This is a genomic window from Pleomorphomonas carboxyditropha (assembly GCF_002770725.1).
Taxonomy (GTDB): Bacteria; Pseudomonadota; Alphaproteobacteria; order Rhizobiales; family Pleomorphomonadaceae; genus Pleomorphomonas; species Pleomorphomonas carboxyditropha.
In genome coordinates this window covers 181035-196201 of sequence record NZ_NQVN01000005.1, presented here as the reverse complement: position 1 = coordinate 196201, position 15167 = coordinate 181035, and the positions used below count along the sequence as shown (strand labels likewise).

General features: G+C 67.1%; 11 protein-coding genes. 4 read left to right on the top strand and 7 right to left on the bottom strand.

Going from position 1 to position 15167, the window contains the following annotated elements; translation table 11 throughout:
- Nucleotides 1-410: 410 nt before the first annotated feature.
- Nucleotides 411-1526 (top strand): DUF4167 domain-containing protein, encoded by a 1116-nt coding sequence (locus CJ014_RS11080; RefSeq protein WP_100080541.1) that lies wholly within the window; start codon nucleotides 411-413, stop codon nucleotides 1524-1526.
- Nucleotides 1527-1672: 146 nt separating this feature from the next.
- Here CJ014_RS11080 and typA read toward each other — a convergent pair whose 3' ends face one another.
- The gene (typA, locus tag CJ014_RS11075) at nucleotides 1673-3499 is read right to left on the bottom strand and encodes a translational GTPase TypA (RefSeq protein ID WP_100080540.1); all 1827 of its coding nucleotides are present in this window, start codon (nucleotides 3497-3499) and stop codon (nucleotides 1673-1675) included.
- 222 nt (nucleotides 3500-3721) lie between these two features.
- Here typA and CJ014_RS11070 point away from each other — a divergent pair, with 222 nt between their 5' ends.
- The gene (locus CJ014_RS11070) at nucleotides 3722-4906 is read left to right on the top strand and encodes a multidrug effflux MFS transporter (RefSeq protein WP_100080539.1); all 1185 of its coding nucleotides are present in this window, start codon (nucleotides 3722-3724) and stop codon (nucleotides 4904-4906) included.
- Nucleotides 4907-4915: 9 nt separating this feature from the next.
- Here CJ014_RS11070 and CJ014_RS11065 read toward each other — a convergent pair whose 3' ends face one another.
- Nucleotides 4916-5557, bottom strand: coding sequence for a LysE family translocator (locus CJ014_RS11065; protein WP_100080538.1), 642 nt, complete (start codon nucleotides 5555-5557; stop codon nucleotides 4916-4918).
- Nucleotides 5558-5856: 299 nt separating this feature from the next.
- Between CJ014_RS11065 and CJ014_RS11060 the strand changes: the two genes are divergently transcribed.
- Nucleotides 5857-7851, top strand: coding sequence for a methyl-accepting chemotaxis protein (locus tag CJ014_RS11060; RefSeq protein ID WP_165790819.1), 1995 nt, complete (start codon nucleotides 5857-5859; stop codon nucleotides 7849-7851).
- Between the two features lie 42 nt (nucleotides 7852-7893).
- On the opposite strand, the gene CJ014_RS11055 is transcribed toward CJ014_RS11060, so the two are convergent.
- From CJ014_RS11055 to CJ014_RS11035, 5 genes are all read right to left on the bottom strand, one after another.
- Complete coding sequence (locus tag CJ014_RS11055) at nucleotides 7894-8952, bottom strand: FecCD family ABC transporter permease (protein ID WP_100080536.1); 1059 nt, start codon at nucleotides 8950-8952, stop codon at nucleotides 7894-7896.
- A complete protein-coding gene (locus CJ014_RS11050; RefSeq protein WP_100080535.1) occupies nucleotides 8949-9962 on the bottom strand; it encodes a FecCD family ABC transporter permease in 1014 nt (337 codons plus the stop codon). The genes CJ014_RS11055 and CJ014_RS11050 overlap by 4 nt, the downstream gene beginning before the upstream one ends.
- Nucleotides 9959-10747 carry an ABC transporter ATP-binding protein gene (locus CJ014_RS11045; protein WP_100080534.1) on the bottom strand — a complete coding sequence of 263 codons (789 nt, stop codon included), beginning with the start codon at nucleotides 10745-10747 and terminating at the stop codon, nucleotides 9959-9961. The genes CJ014_RS11050 and CJ014_RS11045 overlap by 4 nt, the downstream gene beginning before the upstream one ends.
- A gap of 12 nt (nucleotides 10748-10759) precedes the next feature.
- Complete coding sequence (locus CJ014_RS11040; protein WP_100080533.1) at nucleotides 10760-11713, bottom strand: ABC transporter substrate-binding protein; 954 nt, start codon at nucleotides 11711-11713, stop codon at nucleotides 10760-10762.
- A gap of 201 nt (nucleotides 11714-11914) precedes the next feature.
- Nucleotides 11915-13957, bottom strand: a complete 2043-nt coding sequence (locus CJ014_RS11035) for a TonB-dependent receptor (protein WP_245427260.1) — start codon at nucleotides 13955-13957, stop codon at nucleotides 11915-11917.
- Between the two features lie 401 nt (nucleotides 13958-14358).
- Between CJ014_RS11035 and CJ014_RS11030 the strand changes: the two genes are divergently transcribed.
- Nucleotides 14359-15147: an IclR family transcriptional regulator gene (locus tag CJ014_RS11030; RefSeq protein WP_100080531.1), complete on the top strand. Its 789-nt coding sequence runs from the start codon at nucleotides 14359-14361 to the stop codon at nucleotides 15145-15147.
- Nucleotides 15148-15167: the final 20 nt, after the last annotated feature.

The window sequence follows — 15167 nt, the reverse complement described above, 5'->3', positions numbered from 1 at the left end:
TTGAACGCAAAATTCAGCTTGGAAACTCGTGACGAAACAGCTAGGGTCCCTTTCATAGAGAATCGGCTGTATTTGACGTCACCGTCGAAAAGCCGTATTCGGGAGGCATGACCTCTTGCCCTGGCGGATGAGCAGTCGGAGCTCGCTCACGGCGACCGGCTGCCGACAGAGCCAAGGCGTGGGCCAGGATCCCGCTCAGACCCGTTCTCGATACGATCAAACGTAGAGGATGCTGAGGCGACACCGTCATGGGCTGTGCCCGAGCGGACGGTCGTTCTTGATGGATGATATGTTTGCACCAGGCGCCGCGACTTCACCGGCCTCCTCATCGGGAGAGCCGACAGTCAACGGGACCCGCGGCCTCGCGCCTCGTGCTTTTTTGACCCGCGAAGGCAAGAGATAGCGGACATATGAGGCAGAACCAGCAGAACAAGCAACGGATGCGCGGCCGGCCCAACCGCAAGGCTCCCAATCCGCTGACCCGGTCGTTCGACTCCAACGGCCCGGATATCAAGATCAGAGGCACCGCCCTTCACATCGCCGAGAAATATACCCAGCTCGCCCGCGATGCGTCGTCGGCCGGCGACCGGGTGATGGCGGAGAATTACCTCCAGCACGCCGAGCACTATTACCGCATCATCGCCGCCGCCCAGGCCGCCCAGGCCGCCGCCGCGGCGGGACGCGAGGACGAGAGCGAGGACGACGATTTCGAGCCGATCGGCTCCGATCGCTTCGAGCCGCGCCAGATCGAGATCCGCCAGCCCGGCCAGTTCGACAACAACCGCCAGCCGAACGAGCAGCGGGACTCGCGCGAGGGCGGCTACCAGAACCGCGACAACAACGGCCAGCAGCGCGACTACAATCGCAATGGCGACAACAACCGCAACGGCGACAATGCCGGCGGTGACCGCAACCGCAACAGCGACAACGCCGGTGGCGACCGCCAGCAGCAGGACCGCAACGACTATCGTCGCGACCGCCGCCAGCGCTTCGACCGCTTCGGCCGCGACAACCGGGGCGACCGCCAGGGTCAGGGGCAGGGTCAGAACCAGGACAATCGCGGCGGCGAGCGCCAGCCGCAGCCGGCCCCGGTGCCGACGCTGGCCGACGCGCCGCAGCCCGACGTCAGCTTCCCCGACGCGCCGCAGCCGGTGGTCCGCGTCGAGCGCGAGCGCCCGGCGCCATCCGCCGCCGAGGCCGGCCTGCCGGCCTTCCTGCTCGAACGCCAGCCGCGCGTTTCCGAGCCCGCTCCGGTGGCCGTGGCCGAACGGCCCACGCCGACTGCCGAGCGTCCCGCTCCCGCCGTCGAACGCCCTGTTCCGGCAGCCGAACCGGCCCGCGAGCCGTCGCCCGAGCCGGCGGCCGCCGCTCCGGCCGAAACGGGAGCCGAGGAGGAGGCGCCGCGCAAGCGCGTGCCGCGCCGCCGCGCCACCACGCTCGGCACGCCGATCGCCCCAACTACCCGTCCGCGCACCCGCCGCACCAAGGCCACGGCCGACAGCGGCCCGGAAGGCGACAAGGGCTGAGGCTTTTCAGTTCGAGACTTGAAGAGCGAAGGGCCGCGTCGGCAGCGACGCGGCCCTTGTCGTTCGCCGACAAGACGACACGCCATAACGAAAAGGGCGGCACCGCAGCGCCGCCCTTTTTCGAAAATGCCCTGCCGGAGAAAGCCTCAGGCGGCCGCCTCGCGCGACCGCTCGCGCTTGCGCTCGATCGGGTCGAGCGTGGTCTTCCGGAGGCGGATCGACTTCGGCGTCACCTCGACCAGCTCGTCCTCCTGGATCCAGGCCAGCGCCCGCTCCAGCGTCATGCGGATCGGCGGCGTCAGGCGCACCGCCTCGTCCTTGCCGGCCGAACGGACGTTGGTCAGCTTCTTGCCCTTCAGGACGTTGACCTCGAGGTCGTTCTCGCGCGTGTGCTCGCCGACGATCATGCCCTGGTAGACCTTCCAGCCCGGCTCGATCATCATCGGGCCGCGATCCTCGAGGTTCCAGAGGGCGTAGGCGACGGCCTCGCCGATGTCGTTGGAGATCAGCACGCCGTTGCGCCGGCCCGGCAGCTCGCCCTTGTGCGGCTGGTAGTCGTGGAACAGCCGGTTCATCACCGCCGTGCCGCGCGTGTCGGTCAGAAGCTCCGACTGGTAGCCGATCAGGCCGCGCGTCGGCGCGAAGAAGACGAGGCGCAGGCGGTTGCCGCCGGACGGGCGCATCTCCACCATGTCGGCCTTGCGCTCGCTCATCTTCTGGACGACCACCGAGGAATAATCCTCGTCGACGTCGATCACCACCTCTTCGATCGGCTCCAGCGTCTCGCCGGTGGCCTCGTCCTTGCGGAACACGACGCGCGGCCGCGACACGGCGAGCTCGAAGCCCTCGCGGCGCATGGTCTCGATCAGCACGGCGAGCTGCAGTTCGCCGCGACCGGAGACGAAGAACGAATCCTTCTCGGTGCTCTCCTCGATCTTCAGGGCGACGTTGCCCTCCGCCTCGCGCAGAAGGCGATCGCGGATCATGCGGCTCGTCACCTTGTCGCCCTCGGTGCCGGCCAGCGGCGAGTTGTTGACGAGGAAGGTCATGGTGACGGTCGGCGGATCGATCGGCTGGGCGTGCAGCGGCTCGGTCACCTCGAGGGCGCAGAAAGTCTCGGCCACCGTGCCCTTGGTCAGGCCGGCGATCGCCACGATGTCGCCGGCTTCGCCGAGGTCGATCGCCGTGCGCTCGAGGCCGCGGAAGGCCAGGAGCTTGGAAACGCGGCCCTGGTCGACGACGTTGCCGTCCTGGTCGAGCACCTTGATGGTCTGGTTGGTCTTCACCGAACCCGAGGTGATGCGGCCGGTCACCAGACGCCCGAGGAACGGGTTGGCCTCGAGCAGCGTGCCGATCATCCGGAACGGGACGTCCTGCTCGACATGCGGCGGCTCGACGTGGCGCAGCACCAGGTCAAACAGCGGCGCCATGCCGTCGCCCTCGCCGCCTTCCGGCGAGGTCGAGAACCAGCCGTTGCGGCCCGAGCCGTAGAGGATCGGGAAGTCGAGCTGCTCCTCGGTGGCGTCGAGGTTGGCGAACAGGTCGAACACCTCGTCCACCACCTCGTGGATGCGGGCGTCCTGACGGTCGACCTTGTTGATGGCGACGATCGGCTTCAGGCCAACCTTCAGCGCCTTGCCGACCACGAACTTGGTCTGCGGCATCGGCCCCTCGGCGGCGTCGACCAGCACGATGGCGCCGTCCACCATGTTGAGGATGCGCTCCACCTCGCCGCCGAAGTCGGCATGGCCAGGGGTGTCGACGATATTGATCCGCACGTCCTTCCAGACCACCGAGGTCGCCTTGGCAAGGATGGTGATGCCGCGCTCCTTCTCGAGGTCGTTGGAATCCATCACGCGCTCGGCCACCTTCTGGTTCTCGCGATAGGTGCCGGACTGCTTCAGAAGCTCGTCGACCAGCGTGGTCTTGCCATGGTCGACGTGCGCGATGATGGCGATGTTGCGCAATTGCATGGGCGTACTCGGTTGGGAAAAGACAGACGGCCCGAAGCGAGCCTCCGGACCGTCATTCTGGCGCGCACTATACAAATGAATGTGACGGTAGCAAGAAAAACCTGATTATTGCTGCGATCATCAGCCATGCAACGGGCAGCGACACTTGATGAGAGCCCCTTAACAGCACCACGCCGTCTCTGCTAAAAGCGCCGCCTTCGCCCTTCACTTCCGGGACGTCCCATGCAGCATGCCCCGATGACCGAACGCCATGTCGCGGCGATCGGCTCCCTGCTCATCGCCCTCGGGCCGGTGTCGCTGGCGCTTTACACGCCGGCCATGCCGGAGCTGGTCAGCGACTTCGCCACGACCTATCCGGCGGTGAAGGCGACGCTGGCCGCCTATTTCGCCGGCTTCGCCCTGGCCCAGTTGATCTGCGGCCCGCTGTCGGACGCCTACGGCCGCCGCCCCGCCGCGCTCGCCTTCCTGACGCTCTATGCCGCCGGATCGATCGGCGCCATGCTGGCGCCCACCATCCACGCGCTGACGCTGGCCCGCCTCGTCCAGGGCACCGGCGCCGCCGTCGGCATTTCGGTCGCCCGCGCCATCGTCCGCGACAACTTCACCGGCGAACAGTCGGCGCGGGTGATGAATACCATCGGCATCTTCCTGGCCATCGGCCCGGCGGTGGCGCCGACGCTCGGCAGCCTCGCCATGCTGGCCTTCGACTGGCGGGCGATCTTCGTGCTGATGGTGGTCTATGGCGGCGCGCTGCTCGTCGCCGTCCATCGCTTCCTGCCGGAGACCAACCGCGCGCCCGATCCGGCCCGCGCCAGCCCGACCGGCCTCGTCCGCGCCTATGCCGCCCTCGGCAGCGACGGCCGCTTCCTGTTTCCGGCGCTGATGCTCGGCCTGGTGCTCGGCGGCTTCTATTCGCTGAGCTCGATGCTGCCTTTCCTGTTGATCGACATCGCCGGCCTCAGCCCGCAGACCTTCGGCTTCGGCATGCTGGGCCAGACCGGCGCCTATATCCTCGGCGGCATCGTCACCAAGGCGCTGCTGAAGCACGTTCCGGCCCGGCATCTGGTGCTGCCGGGTCTCGCGCTCGCCATGGCCGGCGCTTTGGCCATGACGGCGTCGACCGCCCTCTGGCCGCCGTCCTACCTCACGGTCATGACGCCGGTCGCCCTGTTCGCCTTCGCGCTGGCCCTGGTGACGCCCGACCTCACCACCCGCGCCATGGCCGCCTTCCCGGAAAAGGCCGGCGCGGCCGCCGCCCTCCTGGGCTTTGCCCAGATGGGCAGCGGCTTCGTCGCGTCCGGCGCGGTGGCGATGATCGGCTCGCCGCCGCTCGCCTTCGCCATGGTGATCCCGGTCGTCACCTCGGCCGCGCTGCTGCTCGGCTTCACGGAACGGGAGCGCGACTGAGCGCGGCCGTCAGGCGCGGCGGTAGCCGAGAAGGCCCGGCGCCGAGTGCCAGAAGGCCTGCGCCGCGAAGCCCATGAACAACAGGCCCGAGCCCCTGACGATGGCCAGTTCGTGCGCCCGGTAGAAACGGCGCACCGCGCCGGCGCCGATGATGGAGATCATCACCACGTCGGCGACGAGGAAGCCGAGGAAGGACGCGGCGAGCAGCGCCGGCAGGCTGGAGAAGGACAGCGTGTCGGCGACGCCGCCGACCAGCGCCGTGAAGGTGGCGAGCGCCACCGGATAGCCCTTGGGGTTGGTGAGGCCGAAGATCAGGCCGCGCCGGAACGGCCGCTCCACCGCCATCACCGCCCGCCCCTCGCCGCGCGGCCGGGCGCGGAAGGCGCGCCAGCCGATGAAGGCGAGATAGGCGCCGCAGACGCAGCCGAGCAGGTCGAACACCATCGGCCCCACCACGTGCGCGCCGACCAGCGCGACGAGGGCAAGGCTCGTCCACAGCGTGTCGCCGGCGAGGTGGCCGACGATGAAGCGGGCGCCGGCGCCCCGCCCCTGCCCGGCGCCGATACCGAGCAGCGCGATGAAGGCCGGACCGGGGATGACGACATAGAGAAAGGCGGCGACGAAGGCCGAAAGAAGAAGCGAAAGCGGCATGGAAAAGCGGGCCTTCTGGCAGGAGACGGCGGAGCTTCCCGCAAATCGCCGCGCCGCGCAATCGCCGCCGTGCCGATAAGGTGGGCAGCACCAGGCCGCTATCCGTCCGGCGGAGAATACCGGCATCGTCGTCATCGGTCATCCGACGCCGATTCGCGTCATTTTCGGCAGGAAGCTTTACGTGCAATTAATCGGCGAAGGCGATGCTGCTCGGCATGGAGGCCGGTCGGGAGGAGACGGCGCACGCCAGGCTTGGGCAGGGCGCCGCCGGACCGGTTCAACCCGGGGGAGTTTGCCGCATGCCGAAGTTCAGGCTCAAGGGATTCGCGCTGGGGTCGCGTTTCCGCATCGCCACGAAGGTGCTCGCCTTCGGGCTGTTTTCGCTGTTGGCCCTCGCCGTGGTCGGCGGGCTCTACATGATCCAGGATATCAACGCCAACGCCTATCGCCAGCGCGCCGCCAGCGCCCGCATCAACGCCGATCTCGCCGGCACGCTGCAGACCACCACGCTGCAGCTCCGCCGCGCCGAGATCGAGTTTCTGTTCACCGGCAACGAGCGCTATTCCGGCCTGCACGGCGACCTGACGCGCATGACCGGCTCCAACCTCCAGCAGCTCGAGGCGCGCATCAAGGCGACCGACCCGTCAAAGGGGGAGAACGTCGCCAAGATCAAGGCCGGCCTCGAGGAATACGGCGCCTCCTTCAAGGAGATCCTGGATATCAAGAAGCAGCTCGGGCTCTATCCGCAGCAGGGCGTCAACGGCGCGCTCCTCAAATCCAGCCAGGCGGTGACCGATCTTCTGGCCGCCAACCCGGCGCCCGATCTGGCGGCGCTGTTCGCCACCATGCGCACCTTCGAGAAGGAGTTCATGCTGAAGAGCGACCCGCAGGCCTTCACCGCCTTCGGCAAGACCTCCATGGACTTCACCCGCGCACTCGCCCACAGCACGCTCGGCGCCGACGCCAAGGCGGCGCTCGGCAAGGCGGCCGAGGAATATGCCAACAACGTCGGCCAGTGGGTGGCGTTGCAGCAGAAGTTCCTCAGCATCTACGAGCAGTTGTCCAACGGCTACAAGGCGCTGGAACCGCAGCTCGACAACCTGGTCTCGACGATCCGCAGCGTCGACACCGCCGCCTCCACCTCGGAAATCCGTGCCCGCCGCGACGCCCGCGACCAGTTGATAATCGTCTTCGGCGCCATCATGGCGATGACGCTGGTGTTCGGCCTGCTCCTGGCGCGTGGCATCGTCAAGCCGATCGGCCGCATCACCGCCGCCATGAAGGCGGTCGCCGCCGGCGACCGCGACGCGACCATTCCCTACGCCGGCCATCGCAACGAGGTCGGCGACATGGCGCGGACGCTCGACGTGTTCGCCAGGGGACTGTCGGAGACTGAGCGTCTCCGGGCCGAGCAGGGCGAGAAGGACCGCTTGGCCGCCGAGCGGCAGCTTCAGGATCGGCAGACGCTCGCCGACGCCTTCCAGTCGACCATGGGCGCGCTGGCCGACCGCTTCGCCCGCTCGTCGGCCGAGGTGGCCGAAGCGGCGCGCGAACTGTCCGGGACCGCCGACGCCACGTCCGGCCGGGCGCAGTCGGTGACCGGCGCCGCCGAGACCGCCGCCTCCAACGTGCAGACCGTGGCGGCCGGCGCCGAGGAGCTCACCGCCTCGATCCGCGAGATCAACACCCAGGTGTCCAAGTCGGCCGGCATCGCCGAGGAGGCGGCCGCCGAAGCGTCGCGCACCGAGACCAAGGTGCGGGCGCTGACCGACGCCGCCGTGCGCATCGGCGACGTGGTCAACCTGATCCGGGCGATCGCCGAGCAGACCAACCTGTTGGCGCTTAACGCCACCATCGAGGCGGCGCGGGCCGGCGACGCCGGCAAGGGCTTCGCGGTCGTCGCCAGCGAGGTGAAGCAGCTCGCCGCCCAGACCGCCAAGGCCACCGACGAGATCGGTTCCAAGATCGGCGAGATCCAGGAGGCGACCAACGAGACGGTCACCGCCATCGGCCGCATCACCTCGACCATCTCGATGATCCGCGAGGTGACCGCCTCGATCGCCGGCGCGGTCGAGGAGCAGGGCGCGGCCACCGGCGAGATCGCCCAGAACACCCAGCGGGCCGCCGAGGGCACCCAGACGGTGACCGGCTCCATCGCCGGCGTCGGCGAGGCCGCCGAACAGACCGGCCGCGCCTCGACCCACCTGATGTCGCTGTCGGCCGACCTCGAACGCCAGTCCGTCGACCTGCAGAGCGAAGTGGGCAAGTTCGTCGACAGCCTGCGCGCGGCGTGAGGGCCTGCCCAAAAGGCGTTGACCGAGCCTCGCGCGGCCCGGTCAGCCTCTCCGGCGCAGGGCCTGCAACCGTAATGTCAGGATGAAAAGCGGCACGCCGATCAATGTCAGGGCCAGGCCGACCGGCAGCGGAATGCCGGTGGCGGCACCGCGGGAAATCGCGTCGGCGGCGATCACCAGCGCGCCGCCCGTGAGGCCGGACAGATAGAGGCGTGCCCGCGCCGTTGCCGGCGACAGGAAACCGGCAATATGCGGCGCAAGGACGCCAAGGAAGATCAGCGGCCCGACGGCCGTCACGGCGGACGCGCTGAGCACGACGGCGAGGATCAGGATCGCCGGTCGCGACCACCTGACCGATTCGCCGAGCGAGACGGCCATTTCGCCGCCGAGTTCGTAGACCGACAGCCTCGCTCCGACCAGGAAGGCGCCGGCCATGCTCAGCGCGAACAGCGGCGCAAAGGCGGCGACGGTCGGCCAGTCGGCCGCGAACAGCGAGCCGGCCATCCAGTCGGCCAGCGACAGCGATATTTCCGGCGGCGTGTAGAGCAGCAGCATCGCGCCGACCGACGACAGCACCGTTTCGACGGCGATGCCCATCAGCAGCAGGGCAAGGCCGCTGGAACGTTCGCCGCCCACCAGCCAGATCAGCAGCAGCGCCACGGACAGGCCGCCGCCCACCGCCATGCCGGCGACCAGCGCCTTGGGAGCCGCCGGAACCAGGACCAGCAGCAGCATGATGGTGGTCATGGAGCCCTGGCTGACGCCGAGCAGGCCGGGATCGGCCAGGGGATTGCGGGCGATCGATTGCAGCATGGCGCCCGAAAGGGCGACGGCCCAGCCGGTCATGAACCCCAGCGCGATGCGGGGCAGGCGAACGGTCCACAACGCGTAGCTCTGGGCGTCGGTCAGGTCGGCGCCGATGATCTCGCGGAGAAGGTCGAGCATGCCGGCTCGGGTCGTGCCGAAGCCGGCCGACAGCACGGCGATCGCCGCCACGAGCGCGACAAGCCCGGCCGCCGCCCGGAGATTGCCGAGCCGAATGGCGAGCCCGCTGGCGAAGCGCAGGATCGGCCGGCCGTCGGTGGAACGAGCCTTTCTCATCGCTGAACGGCCCCGGGCGACGCCAGATAGAAGCGCTTTACGATGGCCACGAAGAACAGGCCGCCGATCAGGTCGGTGAACAATCCCGTATGCAGCACGTAGGGACGGAAGGCCTCGCGGGCCGCGAAGTCGGCGGCAAGGCAGAGATCGGCGCCGACGAGCGCGGCGGCCGGCAGCAGGGTGACGAAATTCGACCCGACGAGCGGCCGGACGATGTGCGGCACCACGAGACCGGCGAAGCCGATGGGGCCGCAGATGGCGACCGACGATCCGGTGGCAAACATGGTCGCCGCCAGCCCGAGGCGGGAGACCGCCCGGACGTCGACGCCCGCCGAGGCCGCCTTTTCGGCGCCGAACAGCAGCAAGGTCAGGGGACGGGCGAGCCACATCAGCACGGCCAGGGCGATCGCCCCGATCCACCAGAAGGCATAAAGGCGATCGGCGTAGGCATGGTTGATGTTGCCGCTGACCCAGCCGAGATAATCGTTGCGGCGGGTGGGGTCGGAAAGCAGCAGGGCGTTGGTGAGGCCGACGCACAACATCGACACCAAGGCGCCCGACAGGATCAGCGCAAGGCCGCGCGGATCGCGATCGCGCGCAGCGAGACGGGCCACCAGGAAGCAGGCGGCGAAGCCGGCGAACGCACCCGCCAGCGCCGCGACGCCCTGGGCGGACATGCCGAGGTCGAACAGGAAGGCGCCGGCGATGACGAAAACCGTCGCTCCGGCATTGATGCCGAGGGTGGAGGGAGCCGCCAGGGGATTGCGCACCAATCCCTGGAGCACGACGCCGCCGACGGCCGTCGTCGCTCCCACATAGACGGCGATCAGAACGCGAGGCAGGCGCTGATGAAGCAGGATCGCCTGCTCGAAGCTCGATGCGTCCGCCTGGAACACCGTCCGAACGATGTCGGCCGGCGACAGGGTGGTGAGGCCATAGCCGAGGTTGATGGCGGAGAGGACGACCAGACCGACCGCGGCCCCGGCGAGATAGAGAAGGCGAAGGGTCATGCCGTGACCGGCAGGCTGTCGATCAGGCGCGGCAGGCACATCAGCCGGCCGTCCCGGGTAAAGACGTCGGTGACGATGCCGAAGACCCGCTCGACGTTGGCGGCCGTGATGATCTCGCCGACCGGACCGGCAGCCTGCACCTGACCGTCGGCCAGCATCACCACGTCGTCGGTGAACGCCGTGGCGAGGTTGAGGTCGTGCAGAACCACGATCACCGTCTTGCCGTGACGCAGCGACAGGGTCCGGATCAGTCCCATGACGGCGTACTGATACTTCATGTCGAGATGATTGACCGGCTCGTCCAGCAGAACCATCTCGGTGTCCTGGGCCAGCATCATGGCAATCCAGGCCCGCTGCCGCTGGCCGCCCGACAAGGTGTTCATCTGGCTGCCGGCCCGGTCGGCCAAGCCGACGATTTCGAGCGATTGCCGGAAAAGCGCCCGGTCCCGGTCCGACGGGCCGCCGGCCAGGGAGTAGCGCGCGTAGCCCGAGAGTTCGATCAACTCGCCGAGCGTCATGTAGTCGGGGCAATGACACTCCTGAGGGAGATAGGCCACCCTCCTGGCCAGTTCGCGGCGGCCGATGCCGCGCATCGGCTGCCCCTCAAGCCGCACCTCGCCCCGCGCGGCGGGCAGAAATCCCATGATCGCCCTGAGCAAGGTCGACTTGCCGCAGCCGTTGGGGCCGACCAGCGCCGTCACCCGGCCACGGGCGAAGCGCTGCGTCAAGCCCGTGAGGACGGGCGTGTTCCCGTAGTGGACAACCAGGTCGTGAACTGAAAGCATGCGGCGACGGCCCTACCGGTTCGACCAGGCCTCGAGGGCGTCCAGCATGTGCCTGGCGCTTGCCACGGTCGGCGTGGTGACCTTGGCCGAATCGACGAACACCAGCCGCTCCTCGCGGGCCGCCCGCACGAAACGGTCCCAGCCCGGAACGATCCTGTCGAGGGCGGCGCGCGTTTCCGTCTCGCCGCGCGTCGTGCCGGCATAGCTGTTCATCACCACCAGGAGATCGGGATCGAGCTGGCCGAAGGTTTCGGCGCTGACCGGCACCATCAGCGTCGACCCCAAGGTCGATCCCGACCCATCCTCATCGAGCTTGAGCCGCACGTAGCCGATATCCTCCAGCGCCTGCACGGCCCCCGACATATCCCAGACCACGTTGATCTGGTCGGTCAGGAAGACCGCGAGATAGGTCTGGCCGGCAGGATCGGACGGCAAAGCCGCGCGCACATCGGCAAGACGCCGGCTGTAGGCCGTCCGAAGCGCCTCGAAGGCCTCCTGCCGGCCGACCAGTCCGGCGAGCTTCTCCTCGACGTCGAACCCATAGGCCCGCCCCTTGCCGGCATTCTGCAGATAGACCGGCGCCACCGTCTCCAGTTGCGGCACCTTGCCGATATCGAGTTCCGAACCGACGATCAGATCGGGCGCCAGCGCCCGCAGCTTCTCGAGGTCGATCTGGCCGACCGGCCCGATTCCCTTCGGCTTGGCGTGGCCCTCGCCGAGAACGACATCGATAAAATCGGTCGCCGTCACGAAACTGCCGTCGTCGTTGCGCCCGTAGCTGCCGACGACCGGCACGCCGAGCTCGATCAGCGGCACGCCGAGAAGCGGTTCGTGCATGACTACGATCCGCTGGGGCCTGTCGGGAACAACGACCTGCCGGCCGGCGTCGTCGGTAACGGTCCGATCGCCGGCGAAGGCCGGCCCGGCCGAAAAAAGCAGAGCCATGAGCGGGACAACGAAGCGCATGGGGAATCCTGGCTTTGGAGAATTGACGGGCGGCGGCGGCATCGAACGCCCATTCAAAGAGACAGAGTATTTCCGGCGAACCTGTTTCCGCCGGAAATGCCCTGGAGCGGCGGGCGCCCGATATATCCGGGCTGCCGCTCCAGATTTTTGTTTATGCATCGGATTTTCCGAAAACCGGATTCCGCTTTTCGGTCCGATGCCCTAGAAGGTGCCCTTGATGCCGATGCCGAAGGTGCGCGGCTCCAGCATGTTGGCGACGGTGTTGATCCCCGACGAACGGTCGGTGGAGAAATAGAGCGGAGAGCGTTCGTCGAAGATGTTGTTGACGAAGCCGTAGATCTCCATGTGCTCGTGAAGCGCGTAGCTCAACCGGGCATTGGCAACGACGTACTTGTCGACCTCGTAGGCGGGCTTGTTCTCGTCGGTGGAGTAATACCCGTCGGTGAAACGCGCCTCCAGGCCGAGCTTCAGGTCGGGAATGATGGTCCAGTCGAGGCCGACGCTCAGCATGTAGCCGGGAGCGCTGCCGAACTCGTTGTCCTTGTAGGAGATGCCGAGCGCGTCGGTGAACTGACCGATCTCGGTGTGCAGCAGGCCCGCCCCCGCCTTCAGACGGAGATTGTCGAAGACGCGGTAGTCGGCGCCGACTTCGAGGCCATAGGCCTGTGCGCTATCGGCATTGACCACGACGGACCCGTACTGGATGGACCCGAGATAGTCGGGCAACAGCCGCTGGGAATCCGTGTAGTCGGCATAAAACAGATTGCCGGTGAGGTTGAGGCGATTGTTGAGAAGAGCGGCCCTGGCGAACAGCTCGTAGTTCCAGACGGTTTCTTCCTTGAAGGTGATGTAGTCCTTGCCGGCGAAGCTGAGGTTGACGCCGCCCGGATTGTAGCCGCGGCTGATGAGGGCGCCGACGGTGACGTCCGGCGTCAGGTCGTAGGCGATCGACAGCTTGGGAAGGAAGGCGTCGAAGGTCTCGTCATAGTCGAGGGCCTGTGCGGGGGCATAAGGCGAGGTGCCCGTCCGGTTGATGTCGTCGACCTGATAGCGCAACCCGCCCGTCAGCAGCCAGCGGTCGGTCAGGCGATAGGAGGTTTCGGCGAACAGGCCGAGATTGTTCTTGCGATCGTCGAAATCCGAGGTGCCGGCGATATAGAGCGTGTCGTCGGAACGGGTGGTGGCCAGGTAAAGGCCGACGACGCCGCTCCACACCGAATCCTCGTTGCCGAACGTCAGGCGTGTTTCGTTGGAATAGTTCTGCTGGTCGATCACCGCCGATCCACTGGACGCCGGCTCGGCCACGCGATCGACGTGGGTGTTGCTGAACTGCGTCTGGTTGAACAGCTTGAGGTCGTTCCCGAGATCGTAGTTGACGTCCAGGACGGCGGTATCGGTGTCGGCATTCCAGCTCGGCATCGTCGCCGCATTGCTCTCGAGGTCCTCGTAGGGCGAAAACGCCGCTTCCCAGGTCGGGCGATTGTTGTAGGTGTGGGAATAGGTGAGCTTGGCGCTCAGCTCCGGAAGGTCGGTCGGCTCCCAAAGCAGCTTGGCCCGCGCGTTGAACGAGCGGAAATCCAGGTTGATATCGCCCCGCGAGAAGCTGCTGTTGACATAGTCGATGAAGGTATCGCGCCCCCAGTAGTCGATGGCGAGCCGGCCGGCGAGCTGGTTTTCGATGATCGGCCCGTTCAGCATCAATGAGGTACGGCGCCGGTTGTAGCTGCCGATCTCGGCCTGATAGGCCGCCTCGCGCGTGAACGTCGGATCCTTGGTATTGACGATGATCGCCCCGGCGATGGCGTTGGCGCCCTGCGATGTCGTCTGCGGTCCGCGGAACACCTCGATGCTGTCCACGTCCCAGATCGGCGTCGACCCGAAGACATATTCATAGAAGTTCTGGTAGTGGCCATCGAAGTTGACGGTGGCGCGCGGAATGGTGCCGCCGAAGAAGGCCGTGGAACCGAAATTGGGGCCTTGCGTGTCCTGCCCGCGGATGATCGGCGCCCCGACCGTGCTGTTGTAGATGACGTTGGGAACGCTGGCGATGGCATCGCTGACGGTCGCGGCGCCGTTGATCTCCTTGAGGTCGGAAGACTTGATCACCGAGACCGACGAGGCCGTTTTCTGAAGGCTGCGCCCGACCTTCTCGCCGGTGACGACAATCGGTTCGATCTCGATGGAATCGACCGTTTGCTCCGTCAGGTCCTGCGCAACGCCGATCGTCGCGGATGCGGCTACCATGCCGATTACGCTAATGCCTCTCATTAGCAATTCAGCCGCATTCTGACTCATATCTGCCCCCAAATTGTCATAATTTTTCCACAGTACAAAACGTATTCCGCATTGCAATAAGAGTAAGTACCTAGGAAGCCAGCCCGCTGCGCCGAACGCCGGCGGACATGGTTCCTTCGATGGGTGGAGCGGGACCGTTGTGGAAAACGGATGGGCCGGCCGTCGGCAACCCGGCTTCGGGCGGCCGTGCACCCGGGAATGGTTATAATCGCCAACTGCACCCAAGCCGAATTGGTGCTAGTGCAATGCGCGGTGTATCCACCTCGCGCGACAACTGTCGGCCGCTGCCCGAGGTTACGTTCTCGGTTTTCGGATCGGGAAAATCGCTGCCGGATATGAGGTAAAGCGCTTTGCCTGTTGAGGCCGAAAAGACAGAAAAGAGATCCGGGGCGATCCAATCCGTTTCCATTGCCGCCCGGTTCCTCGGCATCCTCGCCAATGCCGGCGGCGCGTTGCCGCTCGGCTCGCTTGCCCGGCTGGCCGGGACGAGCTCTTCCACCGCGCATCGCTACATGCACAGCCTCGTCAAGGAAGGCCTCGCCCGCCAGGATCCCTACAGCGGCCATTACGACCTTGGCAGTACGGCGCTCGGCATAGGGATTGCCGCCCTCAAGCGCATCGAGCCGGTGGAGATCGCCGCCCGGCACATGCGCGACCTTGCCCAGCACATCGCCGCCAGCGGTGGCGTCGCCATCTGGACCGACCGCGGGCCAACCCTCGTGCGGTGGTATCGCAGCGCCTTTTTTTCCATCAGTTCGCTCGGGCTCGGCGATGCGCTGCCGCTCGACAATACCGCCAGCGGGCTGGTGTTCCAGGCCTTCCTGCCGCGGAGCCGGGTCGAGGCGGCGCGACAGGTGCAACCGGAGCGCTTTCGTGGCGCGGCGCCCTCGCCGGAGCGGCTTGCAGAGGTCCGAACGTCCTGCTGGGCCGAGTTGACCAATCACCTGCTGCCCGGCATCACCGGCCAGGCCGCCCCGGTATTCGACGCCCAGAACGAACTCGTCTGCGTGATGACGACGGTCACCGATCTCGGGCAGATCATCACGCCCGAGGCCCGGCGGGCGCTTTACGAGAAAGCCAGGCTGGCCAATCGCCAGACCGGCGGGATCGCCGGCTTTCCCGACGGCTGCCCCGTCTGACGGTCCAGCCGGGGCAAATC